Origin of the sequence: Mesorhizobium album (assembly GCF_033977205.1) — a bacterium.
Lineage (GTDB): Bacteria > Pseudomonadota > Alphaproteobacteria > Rhizobiales > Rhizobiaceae > Mesorhizobium > Mesorhizobium album.
In genome coordinates this window covers 112599-135664 of the sequence record NZ_JAVIIW010000005.1, presented here as the reverse complement: position 1 = coordinate 135664, position 23066 = coordinate 112599, and the positions used below count along the sequence as shown (strand labels likewise).

Sequence of the window (23066 nt, the reverse complement as noted above, 5' to 3'; positions counted from 1 at the left end):
GAGGCATCAGGCAGCATAAGCTGCCGGCCATGGTCCGCATCAGCACATCAGGCGCCTTCGGGGTTGCGGTGACGCCGTCACCGCGCACGCTGCGTGCCGAGCTTTTGCGGCTTTGCGCCCGCATCGGCTATTCGCCGCCCCGTTTCCTCTGACGAATCCGCCCCGGCTTCTGCCGGATTGATTCCAGAGGAAAGATCAAATCCATGACCTATCAGAACTATTCGCTGAAGCAGCTTCAGCAGATCGATGCCGCGCATCACCTTCATCCCTTCACCGACCACAAGGAACTGCGCGAGATTGGCTCGCGCATCATCACCCGCGCCGACGGCCCGTTCATCTACGATTCGGAAGGATCGGAAATCCTCGACGGCATGGCGGGCCTCTGGTGCGTCAATGTCGGCTATGGCCGCAATGAGCTGGCTGATGCCGCCTATGCCCAGATGAAGGATCTACCTTACTACAATTCCTTCTTCAAATGCTCGACGCCGACGCCGGTGCTGCTGTCGAAGAAGCTGGCGGAATTGGCGCCGAAGCATGTCAGCCAGGTCTTTTACGGCTCGTCCGGCTCGGAGGCCAACGACACCGCGCTGCGGCTGGTTCGCCACTACTGGGCGCTCGAAGGCAAGCCGGAGAAGAACCGCATCATCTCGCGCAAGATGGGCTATCACGGCTCGACCATAGCCGGCACATCGCTCGGCGGCATGGAGCCGATGCACAAGCAGCTCGGCGGCGCGGTGCCCAACATCGTCCATGTGATGATGCCCTATGCCTATGAGCTCGCGCTGCCCGGCGAAAGCGACCATGATTTCGGCCTGCGGGCGGCGAAGGCCGTCGAAGACGCGATCATCGAGGCAGGCGCCGACAAGGTCGCCGCCTTCATCGGCGAGCCGGTGATGGGGGCGGGCGGGGTGAAGATCCCACCGATGAGCTATTGGCCGGAGGTGCAGCGCATCTGCCGCAAATACGACGTGCTCTTGATGCTGGACGAGGTGATCACCGGCTATGGCCGCACCGGCGAATGGTTCGCGGCGCAGACCTTCGATGTGCAACCCGACACCATCACTACCGCCAAGGCGCTGACGTCAGGCTACCAGCCGCTGTCGGCGCTGCTCGTCGGCGACCGTGTCGCCAAGACGCTGGTCGAGAAGGGCGGTGAATTCTATCACGGCTATACCTACTCCGGTCATCCGGTGGCCTGCGCGGTGGCGCTGAAGAACCTCGAGATCATCGAACGGGAAGGCTTGGTCGATCGCGTCAGGACCGACACCGGTCCCTATTTCGCGCAGGCGCTGCAGGAACGCATCGCCGGCCACCGGCTGGTCGGCGAAGTGCGCTCGATCGGCCTGATGGGCGCGATCGAGATCGTCAAGGACAAGGCGACCAAGGAACGCTATCTGCCTTCGGGAAGTGCCGCGGTCGTTGTGCGCGACCACGCGATCTCGCAAGGCATGATGCTGCGCGCCACCGGCGACACGATGATCCTCTCGCCGCCGCTGATCTGGACGCGCGCCACCATCGACATGGCCTGCGAGCGCATCGCCAAGGCGCTCGACCTCGCCGAGGCGGATCTGCGGAAGCGCTGAGCGAAGCGAGATCGCCGGGCGCTTGTCAACAAGGGCGCCCGGCGACTGACACCGTGCATCGCTGCGGAAGACGCTCATTTGCCGGCAGGGGCGTAAACGCAAAAACCGCGTCCCAACGGGAACGCGGCTTTGCCAGATACGCATGGCGTTTCGCTACGAGAGACTTGCGAAACTTACGGGCTCCGGTACGCGAGACCTGATCCGGAGCGCCGGGCGGTTGCGATGTCCGCCTCGCAGTCTGTTTTAGAGACACATCGTTACCGGCGGGTTATCGAGACCTTAAGCAAATCTAAATTTGCCGGTTTTCTGTCGAAAAAATCCGCTAATAACCCTTTTAAAGCAGTCACTTAGTCTTTATTGCCGCGCAGGAAATTTATGATGCCGGAAAAATCGGCGCCCGCGTTCCCCTGCGCATTGAACAGGGCGTAGAGCTGCGTCGCTTCGGCGCCGAGAGGCGTCACCGCGCCCGCGCTTTGCGCGGCTTCCTGCGACAGTTTCAGATCCTTGAGCATCAGCGCCGCGGCAAAGCCTGGCTTGTAGTCGCGGTTGGCGGGCGATGCCGGAACAGGGCCGGGCACCGGGCAGTAACTGGTGAGCGACCAGCACTGGCCCGAGGAGGTTGAGGCGACATCGAACAGCGCTTGGTGCGAGAGGCCGAGCTTTTCGGCGAGCACGAAGGCTTCGGCGACGCCGATCATCGAGATGCCGAGGATCATGTTGTTGCAGATCTTGGCGGCCTGGCCGGCGCCGTCGCCGCCGCAGTGGACGATGCGGCCGGCCATCGGCTTAAGGACCGGCTCGGCGGCGGCAAAAGCCTCGTCCGAGCCGCCCGCCATGAAGGTCAGCGTGCCGGCAGCAGCACCGCCAGTGCCGCCGGAGACCGGCGCGTCGATCGACGGCAAGCCATGCTTAGCGGCAATCGCATGCGCCTTGCGGGCCGATTCGACATCGATGGTCGAGGAATCGATCAACAGCGCGCCTTTTTTGGCCTTGGGCGCGACGTCCCCGTAGACCGACAGCACATGCTTGCCGGCCGGCAGCATGGTGATGACGACATCGGCATCCTTCACCGCCGCGACAGCGTTGGCCATGACGGTGACTCCGTGTTCTTTCGCGATGGTGAGGTTCTCCGGCACGAGGTCGAAGCCCAACACCGCGTGGCCGGCCTTGACCAGATTGGCGGCCATCGGATTGCCCATGTTGCCCAGGCCAATGAAGGCGATCGTCGTCATTCCTGTTCCTCCGGATATCTTCGGTCAGCGGCCTATCAGCGTACGCGCGATGATGACGCGCATGATCTCGTTGGTGCCTTCGAGGATCTGGTGGACGCGCAGGTCCCGCACCAGCTTCTCGATACCGTAGTCGTGCAGATAGCCGTAGCCGCCATGCAGTTGCAGCGCTTCGTTGGCGACGTCGAAGCCGATATCGGTGACGAAGCGCTTGGCCATCGCCGACCATTTGCCCGCGTCTGGGGCCTTGCGGTCAAGCTTCGAGGCGGCGGCGTAGAGGAAGATGCGGGCGGCCTGCAGCTCCGTCTCCATGTCGGCCAGTCTGAACTGCAGCGCCTGGAACTGGTTGATCTTCGAGCCGAAAGCCTTGCGTTCGGCCGTGTAGGCGAGTGCCTTGTCGAGCGCCGACTGCGCGCCGCCCAGTGAGCAGGCGGCTATATTCAGCCGGCCGCCATCGAGACCGGCCATGGCGATGCCGAAGCCTTCGCCTTCGGCTGCAAGCAGGTTCTCGGCCGGTACCTTGCAGTCCTCGAAGATGACCTGACGGGTCGACTGCATGTGCCAGCCCATCTTGTGCTCGTTGGCGCCGAAGGAGAGGCCCGGCGCGTCTTTGGGCACGACGAAGGTGGAGATGCCTTTTGGGCCGTCGCCGCCGGTGCGCGCCATGACCACATAGAGGTCGCTGTCGCCGGCGCCGGAAATGAACTGCTTGGTTCCGTTCAAGACATAGTCGCTGCCGCTCTTCGCCGCCCGCGTCTTTAGCGCGGCGGCATCCGAGCCTGAGCCGGGCTCGGTCAGGCAGTAGCTCGCCAGCCATTCCATCGAGGCCAGCTTCGGCAGGAAGCGCTGGCGCTGCTCGTCGCTGCCGAAGCGGTCGATCATCGAGGCCGCCATGTTGTGGATGGAAATGAACGACGAGAATGCCGGATCGGCGCGGGCGAGCGCCTCGAAGATCAGCACGGCATCGAGACGTCCAAGCGCCGAGCCGCCGACATCGTCGCGCACATAGATGCCGCCGAGGCCGAGCGGCCCGGTCTCGCGGATCACATCGGCGGGAAAGTGCTTTGCCCGATCCCAGTCGAGCGCGTTGGGCGCCACGCGGTCGGCCGCGAAGGCCTCTGCCATCTCCTTTATGGCGCGCTGTTCCTCGGTGAGTTCGAATTGGCCAGTGCCCGCATCGACTGCCGCGTCCATGGCGTGCTCCCTGTCGTTTCAGGCCTTGTGGCCTGTCGTTTTTGGCTTTGCGCAGCGATCAATCTAGACCAATGATGCCGCCGCGCAACCCGGCCCTCCGCGGACCGGCTGTGCACGGATTGATCAACGGAGCCCTGCGTGCCGACAATTTTCGATCAGTTGCTGGAGCGGTTCCACAGCTATCTCGCTGGTGTCGACAGCGGCCTTGTCGCAGATGCTGTCGCACGCATCGGCTGGGACATGCCCTCCCGCCCGCTCGAACCGCGTCCGCTCGGCTGCCTTCGCCATCTCGATCGTATCGCGGAACTTGCGCCGCAGGACGCAGGGCCGCTGGCACAATTCGTGGCCGACCATCGGGACGAGCTGAGCTGGGGGCAGACCTATACGGCCGCCGATTTCGGCCAGACCTTCATCGACAATTACGGCTGGCTGGAAATGTTCGGCACACGCGGGCATTTCGTCAATGACGAGGTCGCCGCCGGCCTGCTCATCCTCGGGCCCGGCATCGTCTATCCCGACCATCACCACATTGCTGAGGAGATCTATATCCCGCTGACCGGCGGCACCGAATGGCGTATGGGCGAGGGCGGTTTTCACGTTCACGAGGCCGGCGACGTCATCCACCACGCGTCAAACGTCAGTCACGCCATGCGCACCGGCAAGGAGCCTTTGATGGCGCTCTATATCTGGCGCGGCGGACCGCTGGCGCAGAAATCGACCATTGGATCGGAGGGCAGGGGCTGATGGCCAGAGCGATCATGCTGCAAGGCACCGGCTCGGATGTCGGCAAGACCGTGCTGGTGGCGGGGCTGTGCCGGGCCGCGAAGAAGCGCGGACTGAAGGTGAGGCCGTTCAAGCCGCAGAACATGTCGAACAATGCCGCCGTCGCCGACATTCCCGGCGACAACACGGCCGGCGGCGGCGAGATCGGCCGTGGGCAATGGCTGCAGGCGCTGGCCTGCGGGGTGAGGCCGACCGTGCATATGAACCCCGTGCTGCTGAAGCCGCAGAGCGACATCGGCTCGCAAGTGGTGGTGCAGGGCAAGGTGTTCGGCGAGGCGCGGGCGCGCGACTATCAGGCGATGAAGGCCCGGCTGATGGACGCTGTGCTGGAGTCCTGGGCGAAGGTCGGCGAGGGCGCCGATCTGGTCATCGTCGAGGGCGCAGGCTCGCCGGCAGAAATCAATCTCAGGAGCCGCGACATCGCCAATATGGGCTTTGCGACGCGCGCCAACGTGCCGGTGGTGCTCGTCGGCGACATCGACCGCGGCGGCGTCATCGCCTCTGTCGCGGGCACGCATCTGATCCTGCCGGAGGAAGACCGGCGCATGATCGCCGGCTATCTCATCAACAAGTTCCGCGGCGATATCTCGCTGTTCGACGACGGGATCAGCGTGATCGGCAAGTTCACCGGCTGGCGCTGCTTCGGCGTCGTGCCCTGGCTGAAGGCGGCCGCCCGGCTGCCGTCCGAGGATTCGGTCGTGCTGGAGCGTCTCGCCGCCGGCGAGAGGCGGGCGCTGAAGGTGGCGGTGCCGATGCTCGCGCGCATCGCCAATTTCGACGACCTCGATCCTCTGAAGGCCGAGCCGCAGGTCGAGGTGGTGTTCGTGCCGGCGGGCAAGCCGCTGCCGGAAGACGCCGGGCTGGTGGTCATTCCCGGCTCGAAATCGACCATCGGCGATCTGATCAAATTCCGCGAGAATGGCTGGGATCGCGACCTCGTCGCGCATCGTAAGCGCGGCGGCAATGTCGTCGGCATCTGCGGCGGCTATCAGATGCTCGGCCGCATGGTGCGCGATCCCGACGGGATCGAAGGCGGCGTCACCGAAACGGAAGGACTCGGCCTCCTCGACATCGAGACTGTGATGGAACCGGAAAAAACAGTGCGCAATTCAAGCGCCCGTTCGGTGCAGTTCGGCCTGCCGCTCGAAGGCTACGAAATCCATCTCGGCCGCACCACCGGCCCGGACACGGCGCGACCTTCGGCGATCATCAACGGCGTCGAGGACGGCGCGATCTCGGCCGACGGCAAGGTGATCGGCACCTATCTGCATGGGCTGTTCTCCGCCGACGCTTTTCGCGCCGCGTACCTTGCGAGCCTGGGCCTCAGCGGCGGCGGCATCGACTACCGCGCCGAGGTGGAGAAGGCCCTGGACGAGGTCGCGGCCGAGCTGGAAGCCCATCTCGACTGCGATGCGATCTTCGCCCTAGCGAGGTAGTCTTCAAACCTACAAACAAAGAGCGCCCGGCAGGGCCGGGCGCTCCGAGTTTCCGGAGATTGCGATACTTAGGTGCCGCGCATCAGGCAGCCGGCGGCAAGCACGATATAGGCGATGAGCATAATCCACACCGCTGCAACAGGAATGAACGCAAGAAGGCCAAGAGCGGCGAGAAGGCCGATGATGGCGATGACCAACGAAATAATGAACACAATCTGGGTGGGTGCACTGAGATTCATGCTTAGTCCCTCCAACATGATTCGCAACGCACGAATTCTACCAGCAGGGGCCTCACACACCAATTAGCTGGCGTAAGGGATTGGCCGGGTCGGCAAGCAGCTTGACCGCCAGCGCCAGGCACACGATCACCAGGAGCGGCTTGATCAAGCTTGCGCCGATGCGGATGGCAAGGCTGGCGCCGAGACGGGCGCCGAGGAACTGCGCCACGCCCATCATCAGACCGATCTTCCAGGCGATGACGCCGACGGCGGCAAAAACGACGAAGCCGCCAATGTTGGAGGCGAAATTGAGCAGCTTGGTGTGCGCCGTCGCCTTGAGCACGCCGTAACCAGCAAGCGCAACGAAGGCCAGCATGAGGAACGAGCCGGTGCCCGGGCCGAACAGACCGTCATAGAAGCCAACGGCCGGCACGACCGTCAGACCGAACAGAAAAGGAGACAGACGCTCGGCGCGGTCGACGTCGCCCATGTTGGGCTTGAAGGCGAAGTAGAGAGCGATCGCGATCAGCAGGACCGGCAGGAGCGCGCGCAGGAAGCCGCCGGGCACGATCGTCGCGAGAAGGGCGCCAACCGCGCCGCCGACGAGCGCCAACAGCGCGGAAGGGAGCTGTCGGCGCAGATCGACTTGGCCGTTGGCGGCATAATGGATGGTGGCCGAGCCGGAGCCGAACATGCCTTGCAGCTTGTTGGTGCCAAGTGCGGCGACCGGCGAGAAACCCGCCAGAAGCAGCGCCGGAATGGTGATCAGGCCGCCGCCGCCGGCGATCGAATCGACAAAGCCCGCCGCAAAAGCGGCAGCGGCGAGCATAAGGGCAGTCTGCAGGGTAAGGTCGATCATCGGCTGCGGGTCACGGCGAGGGGAAGCCGCAGCTTCCATCACGCCGACCCAGTTTGCGCAAGCCCGATTCCACGCTAACAATCAAACCGGAATCACGAAGGGGAGGCCGATGGTGTTGGCGCTGCTCGATCAGATACGTTCGATCTTCGACGGCGACCCGGGCGTGCGCAAGGTGGCGGACGATCCGGTGCTGTCGGCGGAGCTTCTGATGCTGTTCCGCATGATCCTGGCCGACGGCTCGGTTTCGGAGAGCGAGATGGTAGCCTTCCGGCGCATCTGCAGGGAAGCCTTCGGCATCCCGGAAACCAGCGTCGACAGCGTCATCGAATATCTCAACGACTACGGCTACGAGACTAACGGCTCGCAGGCGATCGCGCTGTTCCGCGACCTCGACGTCGAACGGCGCAAGCTGCTCGCCCGCCACATGGCGGACATCGCCAAGGCGGATGCCAAGCTTGCCGACAGTGAGGTGAAGCTTCTGCGCCGCACGCTCGACCTGCTCGATATCAGCCCGGTGGATGTGGTCAAACCGGAGGGCTGAGCGCGGCTGCCCGGCCGGGTCCCCGCTGCTTCGCAGCATCCCGGCGTTCGCTGGCCTTTCATCGTGCCACTGGCACGTTTGAATTCGCTGCGCGAACCGGCTGCTCACCCCTGTTCCTGCATGCGCCGCGCGATCGCGCGGTGAAGATCGGGCGCCGCCGCGACCAGCGCCTGCGTCGCTTCCGAGCGCGGATTGTCGAGCACGTCGGTGGTCCGACCGCGCTCAACGATTTTGCCTTCGTGCATGACCAGCACCTCGTCGGACATGGCGCGGGCAACCGTCAGGTCGTGAGTGATGAAGAGATAGGCGATACCGAGCTTCTGGTTGAGCTCGGCAAACAGGTCGAGGATCTGGGCGCGGATCGAGACATCCAGCGCCGAGACCGGCTCGTCGGCGACGACCAGTTTCGGCCGCGTGATGATGGCGCGAGCGATCGACAGGCGCTGGCGCTGGCCGCCCGAGAATTCGTGCGGGTATTTGTCCATATCGCGCGGACCGAGTCCGACTTCGTCGAGCGCGTGCGCGACCATCTCGCGGCGCTCGGCTTTTGACGGCTGCTTCTCCAGAAGGTGCAGCGGTTCGGCGATCAGCTTCTCGACCTTCTGGCGCGGGTCGAACGAGCCGTAAGGATCCTGGAACACCACCTGCATGTCGCGCCGCGCCGGCTTCAGCGCCGCTTCGGACTTGCCGGTGATGACCTCGCCGCGGAAGCGGATCGCGCCGGCCGTTGGCTTGTCCAGCGCCAGGATCATGCGGGCGAGCGTGGACTTGCCGCAGCCGGAGCGGCCGACGAGCGCCACCGACTGCGCAGGCTCGATCGTCAGCGACACATCGTCGACGGCGCGGACCGGTTGCGCCGGCCGGAACAGGGACATGCGCCGTCCCGGATAGGCGCGGCTGACGCCCTCCACCTCGAGCAGCGGCTTGGCCGAACCCGCCCGATGCGTCTTCGGGCGCGCCGGCATATGCATCGATGCCAGCGCCAGCTCGCGCGTGTAGGGATGGCGTTGTGCGGACAGCGTGCTCGCAGTGTCGCCGGCTTCCATCACTTCGCCACGGCGCAGGATGGTCAGGCGGTCAGACATTTCGGTTACCACCGCCAGGTCATGTGAGATGAGCAACAGGCCCATGCGGTTTTCGCTGACCAGATCGCGCAGCAGGTCGAGGATCTGCGCCTGGAGCACCACGTCAAGCGCCGTGGTCGGCTCGTCGGCGATCAAGAGCTTGGGCTTCAGCGCGCAGGCGATGGCGATGACCACGCGCTGACGCTGGCCGCCGGACAGTTCATGCGGGTAGCGCGACAGCGGGAATTTTGTCCCCGGCAGACCCACGCGGTCGAGCATTTTTCGCGCGCGTTCCTCCGCTTCGGCGCGGCTCGCCTTGGTATGCCAGCGGATGCCTTCGGCCACCTGTTCGCCGATGGTCTTCACCGGATTGAGCGCCGTCATCGGCTCCTGGAAGACCATGCCGATGTCGTCGCCGCGCAGCGCGCACATCTGGTCCTCGCTCGCGGCCAGGAGGTCGATGCCGTCGAAAGTGACGCGTCCACTGGTGCGCGCCAGATGCGGTAGCAGCCGCATGATGGTCAGCGCCGTCATCGACTTGCCGGAGCCGGATTCGCCGACCAGGCCGACCACCTCGCCGGGCGCGATTGTGAGCTCGACCCCTTTCAGGATCGGCGTCTTGCCGATGGCCAGCGACAGGTTCTCGATCTCGAGCAGGCTCATCGCTGCCGCCGCGATTTCGGATCGAGGATGTCGGCGATGCCGTCGCCGAGCAGATTGAGCCCAAGCACGGTGACGACGATCGCCATGCCGGGAAAGATCGCCATCCAGGGCGCGGTCACCATGCGGGTCTGCGCGTCGAACAGCATGCGGCCCCAGCTCGGCATCGGCGGCTGCGCGCCAAGGCCGACATAGGACAGCCCGGCCTCGGCGAGGATGCCCAGCGCGAATTGGATGGTGCCTTGGACGAGCAGCAGCGTCGCGATGTTGGGCAGGATGTGCTCGATCGTGATCTCCGTCATGCCCTTGCCGGCGGCGCGCGCGGCAAGGATGAATTCGCGCGGCCAGATCGCCAAGGCACCGGCGCGGGCGACGCGCGCGAAGACCGGTATGTTGAAGATGCCGATGGCGATGATGGCGTTGACGGCGCCGGGGCCGAAGATGGCGGTGATCATGATCGCCGAAAGCAGCGCCGGGAAGGCGAAGACGAGGTCGTTGATGCGCATCAGTGCCTCGTCGGCGATGCCGCCGCGTGCCGCGGCGAAGGCGCCGAGCGGCACGCCAACGCCCATGCCGATGCCGACCGCCACCAGCGCCACGGCGATCGAGTTGCGTGCTCCCACCATGACCATCGACAGGATGTCGCGGCCGAAGTGATCAGTGCCGAACCAGTACACCGGCGATGGCGCCTGCGTCTTGTCGGCGATCACCAGTTTGGTGACGTCATAGGGTGTCCAGACGAAAGACAGAAGCGCGACCGCAGCGACCAGCAGCGTGATGGCGAAGCCGATGAGGAAAGAGCGGTTGCCGAAGGCCTTGGCCAGGACGTCGGCAAGGGTTTCTTCGGGCAGGTCGATGCGCATCGTCATTGCCGACCCCTCAGGCGCGGATCAACCACCGCATAGGAGAAATCGACCAGCAGGTTAACGGCGATCACGGCCGCGACCAGCAGCATGACGACGCTCTCGACGACGATCAGGTCGCGCTGGGTGATGGCCTGGAACACCAGCCGGCCGAGCCCCGGCAGGTAGAAGACATTCTCGATGATGATGGTGCCGGCGAGCAGGAAGGCGAATTGCAGGCCGAGGATGGTGAGCACCGGGATCATGGCGTTGCGCAGGGCATGGCGCCACAGCACGGCGCGGTAGGGGAGGCCCTTGGCGCGGGCGGTACGGATATAGTCTTCGTTCAGCACCTCGATCAGCGCCGAGCGGGCGACGCGCGCCAGGATCGCGGCCTGCGGCAACGCCAGCGCGACTGCCGGCAGGAGCAGTGACTTCATGGCCGGCCAGATGCCGGCACCCCAGCCGGGGAAACCCCCGGCTGGCACCAGCCGCAGCCAAACGGCGAAGAGATAGATCAGCATCAGCGCGAACCAGAAGTTCGGCACGGCGACGCCAAGCTGCGCGGCGCCCATGGCAAGTGCATCTCCGGCGCGGCCTTGCCGGCTGGCGGAAAACACGCCGACCGGAACGGCGATGACGGTCGACAGCGCCAGCGCGATAAGCGCCAGCGGCAGGGAAACGACGACGCGCTCACGCACCAGGTCGATGACGGGAACCGAATAGGTGTAGGAGCGGCCGAAATCGAGGCTGAGCAGCCCGCTCGCCCAGTGCAGATAGCGCAGGACAATCGGCGCGTTCAGTCCCATCTGGTTGCGCAGCTGCTCGACCTGGTCGGCGCTGGCGTTGAAGCCCAGCATCAGGCGCGCGGGGTCGCCGGGCAGGATCTCCATGACCGCAAACACCACCATCGAGGCCAGCACCAGCGTGATGGCCGCGATAATGAGGCGTTTTGCGAGGTAGGCGGTCATGGGAGGCGATCGGGCGATCGCGCCGCCGTCAGTCCGTCCACTTCACCTTGGTGAGATCATTGGCCTGGATCGGCGCGTTCTCCCACAGGCCCTGCAGCTTGGCGTCCCAGACCCCGACCTTCGGCAGCTCGTAGAGGAAACCAACGACGGCGTCGTCGGCCAGGATCTTCTGCGCTTCGCCGAGCAGTTGCTTGCGCTTGGCCTCGTCGGAGGTGAGGTTGAGCTCGGCGATGATCTTGTCGAAGGTCGCGTTGTCGTAATTGAAGTAATAGTCCTTGCGCGAATAGATATCGATGTCGTTGGGCTCAGTGTGGGAGACGATGGTGAGGTCATAGTCCTTCTTGGTGAAGACCTGGTCGAGCCACTGCGCCCATTCGACCGGAATGATCTCCAGGTCGATGCCAACCTCGCGTAGCTCCGAGGCGATGATCTCGCCGCCAAGCCGTGCATAGGAAGGCGGCGGCAGCTTCAGCGTCGCCTTGAAGCCTTTTTCGAGGCCGGCCTCCTTCAGCAGTTCCTTGGCCTTGTCGATATTGTGCGGATAGAGACCAGTGAGGTCGACATAGTCCTTGTTGGCGGGCGACATATGCGAGCCGATCGGCACGCCGAGGCCGGCCGAAGCGCCGTCGATGATCGCCTTGCGGTCGAGCGCGAAGGAGATCGCCTGCCTGACCTGCAGCTTGTCGAAGGGCGGCTTCTTGTTGTTGATCGAAAGGATCGTTTCGCCTTCGGTCGAGCCGATCACCACATGGAAGCGCGGATCGCCCTTGACCTGGGAGACGCTGTCGGGGTCGAAGAAGGGGAAGGCCTGGATGTCGCCGGAAAGCAGCGCCGGCACTGCGGCGGCGGCATCAGGCACGATGCGGAACTCGACCTTGTCGAGGAAGACCGGCGCGCCCCAGTAATTGTCCGACTTCACCAGGGTGATCGATAAGCCCTTGGCCCAGTTCTGGAACTTGAAGGGCCCGGTGCCGATAGGCTTTTCCTTGTTCGTGTCCGCTGATTTCGGCGACACGATCACCGCGTCGCCCCAGCCCATATTGTAGAGGAAGGAGCCCTGCGGGTTCTTCAGCGTCACCTTGACGGTGGCCGGGTCGACGACATCGACCTTGTCGATCTGCGCGAACAATCCCTTTTGGGCATTGATCGAATTGTCGGCGCGGGCGCGGTCGAGCGAGAATTTCACGTCGTCGGCGCTGAAGTCGCTGCCATCGTGGAATTTCACCCCCGTGTGCAGCTTGAAGGTGTAGATCTTGCCGTCATCCGAGATGGCCCAGCTTTCGGCGAGGTCGGGCAGCACCTCGCCGTTCGGGCCGATGCGGGTGAGGCCCTCGAAGACATTGGCATAGAGCACTTCGTCGATCGCCGCGGCGGCGCCGGCGGTCGGATCGAGATGCGGGGGCTCGAGCGGAATGCCGATGACGAGGTCGGTGCGCGCGGCAAATGCCGACGTCGCGGCGGCGAATGTCAGCACGGCCGCGGCAAAAATGGTCTTCCACAATCTCATTGCTGAACTCCCCTATGCTCAAACGTGGTCAAGCCCGGCGGATAGAAGCGTGATTTGGCGCGCGAGTAAATTGTGTTTCGTGCTGACTGATCGCGCAGCGAGAAATGTTTTTGCGCCTTAGCCGGTTGTTCCGCGCAGCAGCACGTTGAGGCCGATCGCCATCACTTTGGCCGATTCCACCATGTCGGCGATGCCCACCCATTCGTCCGGCCGATGGGCAAGATCGAGAATGCCGGGGCCGTAAGCGATGCAGTCGTAGATGTGGCCGATGCGGGCGATATGCTTCTGATCGTAGGTGCCGGGCGAGATCACGTAGTCCGGCTCGCGGTCGAAGATTTCCATGATGCCCTGCGCAACGGCTTTCACCACCGGCGCGTCGCGCTCGGTCATCAGCGGCAGAACCTCCATCAGGTCGCGGATCTCATAGTCGAATTTCTTCCGCTCGCGCTTCAGTCGGTCGAGGATGCTGGTGACTTCCCCCTTGACGGTGGCGAGGTCCTCTTCGAGCAGGAAGCGGCGGTCGATGGTCAGCCGGCAGGAATCCGGCACGTTGGGCGAGGGCAGTCCCGGCCGGAAATCCTCGGTCTGACCGCCATGGATGGAATTGATGTTCATGGTCGAGCGCCGGGCGCCCTCGGGCACCACCGGCATGCGCGTCACCTTGCGGTCGAGCGCCGGGAACAACTCGTCCTCGAACGCCTGCAGGACAGCGCCCATGTGGTGCACCGCATTGTCGCCGAGGAAGGGCATCGAACCATGCGCGATCTCGCCCTTGGTCTCGATCTCCGCCCACCAGACGCCGCGATGGCCAAGGCAGATACGATCCTTATTCAGCGGCTCGGGGATGATGACGTGGTCGACCTTCGGCTTTGAGAAGTAGCCGAGCTTCGCCAGATGCGCGACGCCGCCGAAGCCGCCGGACTCCTCATCGACTGTGCCCGATATCTCGATGGCGCCGGGGAAGTCGGGATAGACCTCCATGAAAGCTTCCGCGGCGACGACGGATGCGGCGAGCCCGCCTTTCATGTCGCAAGCGCCGCGGCCGTAGACCCGGCCGTCCTTCACCAGTCCGGCGAAGGGATCGACGGTCCAGCCGTCCCCCGCCTCGACCACGTCGATGTGCGAATTGAAGTGGACGCAGGCGCCGGGCGAGCGGCCGTCGAGGCGGGCGACGACATTGACGCGCGGGTAGCGGTCGGTGTCGCCGGGCACGCCTTCGGCGCGAATGAACTCTGTCTCGAAGCCGAGCTTCTTGAGGCGCGCGCCAAGATACTCGGCGCACGGCCGGTAGGCCTCGCCGGGCGGGTTGACGGTCGGAAAGCGGATCAGGTCGGCGGTCAGCGCGACCAGGTCGTCGATTCGGTCATCGACCGCCCGCAGGAGTCGTTCATTCATCCGATGGATTGAAGAAGCAACGCCGCGGTTTTGCAAGCTGCCTCTTGCTCGCTGTCGAACATAATCGGGCCAATCGACGATCCGGGCAGGGCCAACGGATTAAACCGTCGAGGGTGCGTGTCGTGCCGGCAGCTATGGCGGGAAAATCATTCAAATTCGCCGCATCGGATTGGCGGATTCGTCAACGAGTGTGTGGTATTTAACGCACCTGCCAGAAAAATGATGGAAAGAAAACCGTGTGATGGCAAGGGGCAATCGTAGGGGTTTGATCGCATGAAAAAGTCCGTTCTCATGGCAGCCGTGCTGGCAACAACGTTGCTCGGCACGTCGATCGCAAGTCGCGCGGCCTCGCTGGTCGCCAACATCGATGTGTCATCGCAGACGATGACCGTCAGCAAATACGGCCAGGTGCTTTACCGCTGGAACGTGTCGACGGCCCGCAAGGGCTACTTCACGCCGCGCGGCAGCTACCGGCCGCAATGGACGGCGCGGATCTGGTACTCGCGCAAATATGACAATTCGCCGATGCCGTATTCGGTGTTCTTCCACGGCGGCTACGCCATCCATGGCACCGGCGCGGTGAGATATCTCGGACGCCCGGCATCACATGGCTGCGTGCGTCTCCACACGGCCAACGCTGCGACCTTCTATGCGATGGTACGCGAGGCCGGCTACGGTAACACGCGGATCGTCGTCACCAACTGAAAACGGACAGGAGAGGGCTCGCCGAAGTCGCAGGCGGCAATTGCTGCCTGCGCATCAGCTCGTCTGTCAGCGTTGCAGCAATGTCGCACATGCTTCGAAAAACAACGATTTACGCCGGCTCACAGTATTGCCCAAGCTGGTTTGCATGACGCGGCAGTGATAAGCAAGAATTGTCAATTCTGACGGCTTGGGGACTACTATGCATCGCTTTCTTCTCGGTGCCGCGATCGCGGCAACGGCGACTTCGGCTTTCGCTGCGGACACGCCGGTTGTTCTGGACCAGGAACTCGCGCAGCCGCATATTTCGGGCTATGGCGAACTTTATGTGGGCGGCCTCTATTTCTCGTTCCCGGGTGGTCATGACACTGGCACAACCGCCGGCGGCGCAGCTCGGATCAACTTCCCAATCGACGGCCGCTGGAACATCCAGACCGATGCGGTGATCGACTCGATATGGATCGAGGGTACCAACATCTATAGCTATGGTGGAGCAGTCCACGGCTACTGGCGCGATCCAACCTCCTATGCGCTTGGCGGGTTTGCTACGATCACCGGATACGGCGGCGACGAGATTGGCGACGAAAACCTTTATACCTTCACCGTAGGTCCGGAGGCCCAAGCCTATTTCGGCAACGTGACGCTTTACGGCCAGGTCTATTACGGCCAGTTGCGGGCCAGCGGCGAATCCGAGCATCTCGACGATTGGGGCGCTCGCGGCGTGGTGCGCTATTTCGCCCAGGACGACCTTCGCTTCGACGGCGAACTGGGCTTTTCGCGATTGTCCGGGTTTGGCGCGCATTTCGACACGGTCACTGCGGCACTTCAGGCTACCTACCGTTTTTCCGGCACGCCGTGGTCGGTGTTCGGGCGCTACCAACTGGACCACCTGACTGTCTCCGAAGCTTCGGGCAGCGCGAACATCCACAAATACGTGATCGGCCTGCGGGCAAGCTTCGGTTCCAACTCGTTGCTCGACGAGGATCGCAACGGCGCAACGATGGATACTTACCGCCCCAACTTTACAGTGCCGTTATTCTAGGAATTGCTCAGCCAGTTCTGATTGCCGACATCGAAGCCGCGAAGAAATCTTCGCGGCTTTTCCTTGCAAGAGGACCGGGTGCATTCCGCACTCTTAGCCGACTTCCTTGGCTTGCCCGCGCTTACGGCGCCGGCCGCTCATCTCCCAGCGCTTGTGGAACCACATCCATTGGCCAGGATCCTCGCGCACCCAGCGCTCGACCACGTCGGCCAGCAACTGCGTGGTGGCGTGAACATCGACGCTGCCCCCTTCGGTACGCGGCAGGGTCAGCTTGTCTTCGATTTCCAGGCGGAATCGGTTTCCCGGGAGCCTGACGCAGCGGGCAGGATAGACATCGCAGTCATAGTGGCGGGCGAGCATGCCCAGCACCGGGTTGCTCTGGCAGGGGCGGCCGAAGAAGGTCGTCTCGACGCCGTTGGTAAACTTCTGGTCGACCAGGACGCCGATATTGCCACCCTTCTCCAGGATGGCAGCCAACGCAAATGACGCGCCCGTGGAAGAGGGCAGTAGGCCGCCCATCGTCGAACGGCGGGTCGAGTGGATGTAGTCGGCAAGGTAGGGATTGTTCGGCGGGCGAAACAGCGCCGTTATATTCATGCCGAAAGTGGCGGCGGCGACAGGCAGCAGTTCGAAATTGCCGAGGTGTCCGGTAAACAGGATATGCGGCTTCTTCTCGCCGGCGATCTCGACGAAATGGTCGATGCCGCGGACCTCGACGCGCCCCGGCTTTGTCGCATTCGGATCGAAATCGAAGAGCGCATCGAGGAAGATGTATTCGGCGGCCAGGCGGGCCATGTTGCCCCACATGTCCAACGCAATGGCCCCGATCTCGGCGTCGCTCTTTTCGGGATAGGCCAGCCGCAGATTGTTGACCGCCACCCGATGCCGGCCGACGATCGGCCCGATGCAGCGGGCGACGCGGTCGGCGAAGTTGAGCGCGCTGTCCGGCGGCAAAAGGCGCAGCACGCCGATCATCGCCATGGCGAGCCGCGCCACCAGCCAGTGCTCCAACTGGCGCAGCCGCCGGCCGTAGCGGAACATGAAGTCCCGGCGGGCTTTCTTGAGCACCTTGCGACCCTCTGCCCCTAGGAAACGCGCAGGATGATCTTGCCGAAGACGTCGCGGCCTTCCATGCGCTTCAGCGCGGCGTCGATATCGTCGAAGCCGACTTCGGTATCGATGACCGGAGCGACGAGGCCGGCCGCCATCTTCTGCATGGCATTGGCCATGTTCTCCATGCGGCAGCCGAAGGAGCCGAGCAGCTTCAATTGCTGCTGGAAGAGCTGCATCAGATTGACCTGCGTCGACACGCCCGAGGTGGAACCGCAGGTGACGAGACGCCCACCGCGCTTCAAGGAGAGCATGGAGCCGGCAAAGGTATCGGCGCCGACATGCTCGAAGACGACATCGACCCCCTTCTTCCTGGTCAACTTGCGCACGACGCCTTCGAAGCGGTCCTCGCGGTAATTGATGACATGGTCGGCACCAAGCGCCTTCGCCTTGTCGATCTTGTCGTTCGAGCCGACGGTGGTGATGACGGTGCAGCCCATGCGCTTGGCAAGCTGGATGGCGGCGGTGCCGATGCCGGAGCCGCCGGCATGGACGAGGATGGTTTCGCCGGGCTCGAGCCTGGCATTGTCGAACAGCATGTGCTCGACCGTGCCGAAGGTCACAGGCGCGACCGCGGCGCCGATCTCGGACACGCCGGGCGGAGCGGGCACAAGAAGGCGGGCCGGCAGGTTGATCTTTTCCTGCGCGAAGCCGTCAAGGTGGAAGCCGTGGACGCCGGACACGTACTCGCAGAGATTGTCGCGCCCTTCGCGGCAGGCGCGGCAAAGCCCGCAGGTGCGCGCGCCATAAATCGACACCAACTGCCCCGGCAGAAGGTTGGAGACGCCTGGCCCGACGGCCTCGACCTCGCCCGAGGCTTCGGCGCCGACGACCAACGGCAGCTTGCGCTTGGCGAAGGCCATGCCGCGCCAGCCCCAGACATCGATATGGTTGAGCGCCACCGCCTTGATGCGGAGCGTCACTTCGCCGAGCGAAGGCGGCGGGGGAGGCGGCAGGTCCACCGTTTCAAGGCGGCGGTCCTCGATAAGTTGCAATGCGCGCATTTGGCCTGTCGGTACTGTGGAAGCGGGAAAACGTCCGCTTAGACCGGTTCCCGCGCCATGACAAGGCAGGTGTTCTGGCCGCCGAAGCCAAAGGAATTCGACAAAACCGTGCCGACTTCGGCGTTGCGCTTCTTGTTCGGCACCACGTCGAGCACGATCGCCGGATCGGGATTGTCGTAATTGATCGTCGGCGGGATGACGCTTTCGCGCATGGTCATCAGCGAGAACGCGGCCTCGACCGCGCCGGCGGCCGACAGCGTGTGGCCGATCATCGACTTGTTCGAAGAGATCGGCATCGAGCCGACCCGCTCGCCGAACACCGTCGACAGCGACAGGTGCTCCATCTTGTCGTTTTCCGGAGTCGAGGTGCCGTGCGCGTTGACGTAGTCGATTTCGTCCTCGCTCAAGCCGGCATCGGCAAGGGCGGCGCGCACCGTGGCGATCGCCGGCGAAGCATCGGGCTTGGAGCGGGTGCGGTGGAAGTCGTCGGCGCGCTCGCCGCAGCCGCGCATGATGCCGAGGATGGTCGCGCCGCGGGCAAGGGCGGCCTCCAGCGATTCCAGCACCAGCGCACCGGAACCTTCGGCCAGGACAAAACCGTCGCGGTCCTTGGAGAAGGGCTTTGAGGCCTTCTCGGGAATGTCGTTATGGGTGGAGAGCGCCGAAAGCAGCGAGAAGCGGATCAGCGCCTCCGCTGTCGCGGAGCCGTCAGCGCCGATCGACAACGCCTTGTCGCACTCGCCGCGGCGGATCGCCTCGACACCGAGCTGGATGGCGGTGGCGCCGGAGGCGCAGGCGGTGGACAAAGTGATCGGCAAGCCGCGCGTGCCGAAGCGGTCGGCCAGCCGGTCGGCGATCGAGCCGAACTGCGTGGTCTCGAAGATATCGAGCTCCTTCAGCCCGCGCGCTACCCGCAGCAGCCTTTCGGAACCGCTTTCCTTCTTGTCGGAATTGTAGAGCGAGAAGCGGTCGGCCCAGTCGAGCTCGACCGGCGGCGAGGCGAGAAACAGCGGTCCGCTGAAATCGCCGGAATCGAGGCCTGCCTCCGATACCGCTTCCTGGGCGGCTGTCTCGGCCAGCTCGTAGGTGAGGGGGCTGGCACCCTTGGAGCTCGACGGCAGGAAATCGACCATTCCGGAGATGCGGGTGTTCAGATGATCGACGGGAAAGCGGGTGATCGGATGGATGCCGGATTTGCCCGAGGTCAGTGCCGCCCAGTTGTCGGCCTTGCCGACGCCGAGCGAGGTCACGACGCCGATGCCGGTCACGGCGACGATCGGCCTGCCCATGTGATCGCGGAGATTGGCCATGTTGTGTCTGCCTCGGTCCAGAGCAATTCCAGGAAAAAGCGTGTCGCGGTTTTCCGTCCGGAATTGCATAAAAACAAATCTAAGCGGCCTTGATCAGCCCCAGCCCCTCGAATTGGTGATAGCCGATCGCCGTTGCAAGGACGGTTGCGGGAGTGCCCGCAAATTGCCGCTCCGCTGTTGCATCGAAGGCTGGATAGCCGGCCTTGCGGTCGACGGCGAGTGCCGCCAGCGCCACCGCGAAGGGAAACTGCGCTTCCTTCAAATGGCCGGTGAGCGTCGAGAAGGCGCGCACGGCAAGCGCCGGGTTGGCGTCGAGCGCTTCCTTCTCCGCCGCCGTGGCGGCGTGGGCGCCCGAGGCGCCGGAAATGGTCAGCAGCTCGCCGTTTGGCAACGCCGCCTGCTTCAGCAGCGCGGCGATCTCGGCGTTCAACTCGCCGCGACTGCGCCGGGCGCGGCCGGAGACAATGGGGCCAAGCTCAGCGTAGATCTTGCGGCCACGGCTTTTCGCGTGCTCGCGCTGCTCCAGCACCAGGAAGGCGCCGCCCGAGCCCGTCACCACGCCGCCGCCCTCGGTGCCCTGCCGCTGCCAGACCGGCCTCCAGGGGCCGCGATGCAGATAGCCAGCGAGCTCATAGCCAAGCAGCATGTCGGAATGTTCCGTCTGGAACGCGCCGCCGACCAGCACGTGGGTCGACTGGCCGGAGCGGATGCGCGCGGCGGCCGTCTCGACGGCGGAGACGCCGGCGCCTTCCTCGCCCATGAAGGTGCGGGACGAGCCGGTGACCTTGTGGACGATCGAGATGTTGCCGGCGAGCAGGTTCGAAAGCTGGGCGAGGAACAGCGTCGGCCGCAATTCCGTGGTCAGCTTCTCGTTGAGCAGCACGTCGCGGTCGTTGCGGCTTTCGGAAGCGGCGAGGATTGCGGCATCGACGGCCTCGTCGCGTTCGCCGCCGCCGGCCGCCACCACCATGTCCATGGTCGTGCAGAGCTCGTCATTGCCCTTGATGCCGGCGTCGTCCAGCGCAAGGCCGGCGGCATAGGTGCCGAGCCGCTGCCAGGTCTCCATCTGGCGCTGGTCGCCGCGCTTGGCGATCTGCAGGTTCCAGTCGATCTCGGGCAACGGGTGGATGGTATAGGGCGCGAAACGCGCCGCATCGAGCACCGGCTCGAGGCCTGGCCGGGTCAGCTTCTGCCAATGAGCATCCGGGCCTTCTCCCAGCGAGGAGACAAGGCCTATGCCGGTGATGACGACGTCGTGCGGACTGCTCATGGACGGCTTTGTGGGTTAGGCAGGTGAGTGCGACATCAGGCGGCCTTGGCCGCGACGAGCGCGTCGATCTTGGCGCAGAGATTCTTCATGACGAAGTAGTCGTCGGTCGAGGCCTTGCCGTCATTGACCTCCTGCGTCCACTTCTCGAGCGGCACCTTGATGCCGAATTCCTTGTCGATGGCAAAGACGATGTCGAGGAAATCGAGGCTGTCGATGCCCAGATCGTCGATGGTGTGGCTTTCGGGCGTGATGGTGTCGATATCGATCTCGCTGGTGTCGGCAATGATCTTGGCGACTTTCTGGAACGTCGTGGACAAGGGCTCTTCCTTCGGTTGCGGGCGGAATCTGTCCGCATCTTGTTTGGGCGCTGTCTAATCGGTTTTTCCAGGCAGGAAAAGGCCGAATGCACGGCGCGCAGATGGGATGCCGGCTTTCGAAACGCAAGAAGGGCCGCCGGTCGGCCCGGCGGCCCTTCCCATATGACGCACCGTCAGTCTTTGTTTCGATGCATGTCGTTACCCCAAAACCGGAACCACTTTTGGGCGACATGCATCAGCTTTCGCGGAGCTTGACCAGGTCGTTCAGCAGCCCGCCCGTTCCGTTGTGGACGGTGAGCCGCTCGACCTTGCCGGCGATGGCCTCGAGAGCCTCAAGCTCCTTCAGCCGCAGCATCACCGGGTTCTCGGCCATCACCCTGGCCGTGTTGAGCAGCGAACGCGTGGCGTTCGTCTCCTCGCGGCGGCGGATGATATTGGCCTCGGCCTGCTTCTCGGCCGAAACCACCTGGTTGAGGATCTCGCGCATCTCGCCCGGCAGGATGACATCCTTGAGCGCGATATCGCTGACCTCGAGGCCGATCGCGGCCATGTCGCCACGCACCTTGGCCGCCGCCTCCTCGTCGACCGTCACCTTCTTGTCGAGGATCTGGTCGAGGGTGAGCGCACCAAGCGTCTTGCGGAAGGCATACTGCAGAGCGCGGTAGAGGGCTTCGGAAAAGTCCTTCACCGTGCTCACCGCCGTCACCGGATCGACGACCCGGTATTCGGCGGCGATGTTGACGCGGATCGTCACACGATCCTTGGTCAGCATTTCCTGCCCGGCGACATCAAGCGACTGGCGCTTGAGGTCGACGACCTTCACCTGGACCATGCGCCCGACATTCCAGAAGGCGTGCACGCCCGCGGCAAGCGTGCGGGTGTAGACGCCGTCCACGAACAGCAACCCGACCTGGCCGTCCACGACCGGATGCAGGAACAGGTGTTCCGTCTTCCGGGCCTGGCCGATCCGGCGCATCAAAGCCCGATCGACGGCGAGATCGGCCGCCGTGTCGACGGACGTCACCTTCCAGGGGCCGGCATCCGTCCACAGCACGAGCTTGCGGTCCGGAATGAGAACGGCGTGGAGGGCGCCATCGCGCTCAATGACGGCAATGTCGGTGCGCCCGGTGCGAACGACCGTGAAGTGACGCGCGGCCACGTCCGGGAGCTTGTCGAACAACGCCTTCTCGTAAGCCGAAACGAATTCCGGGTTCTTCAGGTCGTGCCTGGAGATTTCCAGGTTGCCGCGCCGGTTGGCAAGCCAATGCTCGCCCGGCATCAGGACAGCCTGGATCTCGCCCTTGTAGAGGGCGACGGCACGCTCATTTTCCTTCACGAGGACGCGCTGGCGTCCAAGAAGCTTTTCGAGAATGGTCTTCATTGTCTTACTCCTGTCGGGCATGGCCCCACGCGAGGCGTCACGTCATGCTTCGATCGTCCTTTCGTTTCTCGTTTCTCTTCACAGTTCCGGGCACGAATGATCCGGAGACCGGTGGCATCGCCAAGCGACGGGCCTTCGGGAGCGGATCGCGGGACGGCAATGCGGGCGCAGAAGGCCGAAGCCTCCTTGCAGGCGCTGCCGCGCCTTGATCGTCACCGCGGGCCTGGCCGCGAGCCGACGGCGCAGGACATCGCGGGAGCCGGCGAGACCGAAGTCCTGCCGTCCTTGAAATCCTCGCATTCCGGTCCCCGGACCGTTTTTTAGATAACACCGTAAAAGGGTGCCTTTGGCTTATCAGGCCAAATGGAGAAGGATTCGAACCTTCGGCCGTCAGATTATGAGTCTGATGCTCTACCCAACTGAGCTATCCGTGTCGTGGGTGTGGGAATCGAACCCTGCCTCCGGACCAAATCCGGCGCTCTCCATGAGCTACACCCGCAAGTCCCAACACTCCCAAGCGGCGCCGTACACAGCGCGGCAAAGCCGGCTGCGCGGGCGGAGACGAAAGCTCCAACCGTTGTGCTGGCTTCGGTTTTCGTGACCGGGAGCGCGCCTATAGACCCTGCGACGGGTTGTCGCAAGCCGCAT

22 protein-coding genes and 1 tRNA gene are annotated in these 23066 nt (G+C 64.1%); 7 read left to right on the top strand and 16 right to left on the bottom strand.

Going from position 1 to position 23066, the window contains the following annotated elements; all coding sequences use genetic code 11:
- Positions 1–29 precede the first annotated feature (29 nt).
- Both RFN28_RS06325 and RFN28_RS06320 read left to right on the top strand, forming a co-directional pair.
- Positions 30–152: a capsid protein gene (locus RFN28_RS06325; protein WP_066999731.1), complete on the top strand. Its 123-nt coding sequence runs from the start codon at positions 30–32 to the stop codon at positions 150–152.
- Positions 153–203: 51 nt separating this feature from the next.
- Positions 204–1583, top strand: a complete 1380-nt coding sequence (locus RFN28_RS06320) for an aspartate aminotransferase family protein (RefSeq protein ID WP_320286512.1) — start codon at positions 204–206, stop codon at positions 1581–1583.
- A 347-nt stretch (positions 1584–1930) separates the two neighbouring features.
- On the opposite strand, the gene mmsB is transcribed toward RFN28_RS06320, so the two are convergent.
- Positions 1931–2815 carry a 3-hydroxyisobutyrate dehydrogenase gene (mmsB, locus tag RFN28_RS06315; RefSeq protein WP_320286511.1) on the bottom strand — a complete coding sequence of 295 codons (885 nt, stop codon included), beginning with the start codon at positions 2813–2815 and terminating at the stop codon, positions 1931–1933.
- Positions 2816–2839: 24 nt separating this feature from the next.
- Positions 2840–4006 carry an isobutyryl-CoA dehydrogenase gene (locus RFN28_RS06310; protein ID WP_320286510.1) on the bottom strand — a complete coding sequence of 389 codons (1167 nt, stop codon included), beginning with the start codon at positions 4004–4006 and terminating at the stop codon, positions 2840–2842.
- A gap of 138 nt (positions 4007–4144) precedes the next feature.
- On the opposite strand from RFN28_RS06310, the gene RFN28_RS06305 reads away from it, so the two are divergent.
- Both RFN28_RS06305 and RFN28_RS06300 read left to right on the top strand, forming a co-directional pair.
- A complete protein-coding gene (locus RFN28_RS06305) occupies positions 4145–4750 on the top strand; it encodes a dimethylsulfonioproprionate lyase family protein (RefSeq protein ID WP_320286509.1) in 606 nt (201 codons plus the stop codon).
- Entirely contained in the window at positions 4750–6225 is a 1476-nt protein-coding gene (locus RFN28_RS06300; protein WP_320286508.1) for a cobyric acid synthase, read from the top strand. The genes RFN28_RS06305 and RFN28_RS06300 overlap by 1 nt, the downstream gene beginning before the upstream one ends.
- 68 nt (positions 6226–6293) lie before the next feature.
- On the opposite strand, the gene RFN28_RS06295 is transcribed toward RFN28_RS06300, so the two are convergent.
- On the bottom strand, positions 6294–6464 hold the full coding sequence (locus RFN28_RS06295; RefSeq protein ID WP_320286507.1) for a hypothetical protein: 171 nt from the start codon (positions 6462–6464) through the stop codon (positions 6294–6296).
- A 52-nt stretch (positions 6465–6516) separates the two neighbouring features.
- Positions 6517–7302: a TSUP family transporter gene (locus tag RFN28_RS06290; protein WP_320286506.1), complete on the bottom strand. Its 786-nt coding sequence runs from the start codon at positions 7300–7302 to the stop codon at positions 6517–6519.
- 109 nt (positions 7303–7411) lie between these two features.
- Here RFN28_RS06290 and RFN28_RS06285 point away from each other — a divergent pair, with 109 nt between their 5' ends.
- Positions 7412–7843, top strand: a complete 432-nt coding sequence (locus tag RFN28_RS06285) for a TerB family tellurite resistance protein (RefSeq protein ID WP_320286505.1) — start codon at positions 7412–7414, stop codon at positions 7841–7843.
- A 104-nt stretch (positions 7844–7947) separates the two neighbouring features.
- Here the strand turns inward: RFN28_RS06285 and RFN28_RS06280 are convergent, their stop codons facing one another.
- The 5 genes from RFN28_RS06280 to RFN28_RS06260 all read right to left on the bottom strand — a co-directional run bounded on the left by RFN28_RS06280 (position 7948) and on the right by RFN28_RS06260 (position 14282).
- Positions 7948–9570: an ABC transporter ATP-binding protein gene (locus RFN28_RS06280; protein ID WP_320286504.1), complete on the bottom strand. Its 1623-nt coding sequence runs from the start codon at positions 9568–9570 to the stop codon at positions 7948–7950.
- Entirely contained in the window at positions 9567–10436 is an 870-nt protein-coding gene (locus RFN28_RS06275; protein WP_320286503.1) for an ABC transporter permease, read from the bottom strand. Before RFN28_RS06275 ends, RFN28_RS06280 begins: the two co-directional genes overlap by 4 nt.
- A complete protein-coding gene (locus RFN28_RS06270) occupies positions 10433–11380 on the bottom strand; it encodes an ABC transporter permease (protein WP_320286502.1) in 948 nt (315 codons plus the stop codon). The genes RFN28_RS06275 and RFN28_RS06270 overlap by 4 nt, the downstream gene beginning before the upstream one ends.
- A 28-nt stretch (positions 11381–11408) precedes the next feature.
- The gene (locus RFN28_RS06265; protein WP_320286501.1) at positions 11409–12887 is read right to left on the bottom strand and encodes an ABC transporter substrate-binding protein; all 1479 of its coding nucleotides are present in this window, start codon (positions 12885–12887) and stop codon (positions 11409–11411) included.
- A 117-nt stretch (positions 12888–13004) separates the two neighbouring features.
- A complete protein-coding gene (locus RFN28_RS06260) occupies positions 13005–14282 on the bottom strand; it encodes an acetylornithine deacetylase/succinyl-diaminopimelate desuccinylase family protein (protein WP_320286500.1) in 1278 nt (425 codons plus the stop codon).
- Between the two features lie 273 nt (positions 14283–14555).
- On the opposite strand from RFN28_RS06260, the gene RFN28_RS06255 reads away from it, so the two are divergent.
- Together RFN28_RS06255 and RFN28_RS06250 are read left to right on the top strand one after the other, a co-directional pair.
- Complete coding sequence (locus tag RFN28_RS06255; RefSeq protein ID WP_320286499.1) at positions 14556–14987, top strand: L,D-transpeptidase; 432 nt, start codon at positions 14556–14558, stop codon at positions 14985–14987.
- Between the two features lie 199 nt (positions 14988–15186).
- Positions 15187–16026: a hypothetical protein gene (locus tag RFN28_RS06250; RefSeq protein ID WP_320286498.1), complete on the top strand. Its 840-nt coding sequence runs from the start codon at positions 15187–15189 to the stop codon at positions 16024–16026.
- 93 nt (positions 16027–16119) lie between these two features.
- On the opposite strand, the gene RFN28_RS06245 is transcribed toward RFN28_RS06250, so the two are convergent.
- From RFN28_RS06245 to RFN28_RS06215, 7 genes are all read right to left on the bottom strand, one after another.
- Positions 16120–17067, bottom strand: a complete 948-nt coding sequence (locus RFN28_RS06245) for a lipid A biosynthesis lauroyl acyltransferase (RefSeq protein WP_320286593.1) — start codon at positions 17065–17067, stop codon at positions 16120–16122.
- A 44-nt stretch (positions 17068–17111) separates the two neighbouring features.
- Positions 17112–18140, bottom strand: a complete 1029-nt coding sequence (locus tag RFN28_RS06240) for a zinc-binding dehydrogenase (protein ID WP_320286497.1) — start codon at positions 18138–18140, stop codon at positions 17112–17114.
- A 38-nt stretch (positions 18141–18178) separates the two neighbouring features.
- On the bottom strand, positions 18179–19450 hold the full coding sequence (locus tag RFN28_RS06235; RefSeq protein ID WP_320286496.1) for a beta-ketoacyl-ACP synthase: 1272 nt from the start codon (positions 19448–19450) through the stop codon (positions 18179–18181).
- A 79-nt stretch (positions 19451–19529) separates the two neighbouring features.
- Complete coding sequence (locus RFN28_RS06230; protein WP_320286495.1) at positions 19530–20720, bottom strand: beta-ketoacyl-ACP synthase; 1191 nt, start codon at positions 20718–20720, stop codon at positions 19530–19532.
- Between the two features lie 35 nt (positions 20721–20755).
- Positions 20756–21037 (bottom strand): acyl carrier protein, encoded by a 282-nt coding sequence (locus tag RFN28_RS06225; protein ID WP_320286494.1) that lies wholly within the window; start codon positions 21035–21037, stop codon positions 20756–20758.
- A 235-nt stretch (positions 21038–21272) separates the two neighbouring features.
- Entirely contained in the window at positions 21273–22418 is a 1146-nt protein-coding gene (locus RFN28_RS06220; RefSeq protein ID WP_320286493.1) for a slipin family protein, read from the bottom strand.
- Between the two features lie 364 nt (positions 22419–22782).
- Positions 22783–22848 (bottom strand) — tRNA-Ile (locus RFN28_RS06215).
- Positions 22849–23066 lie beyond the last annotated feature (218 nt).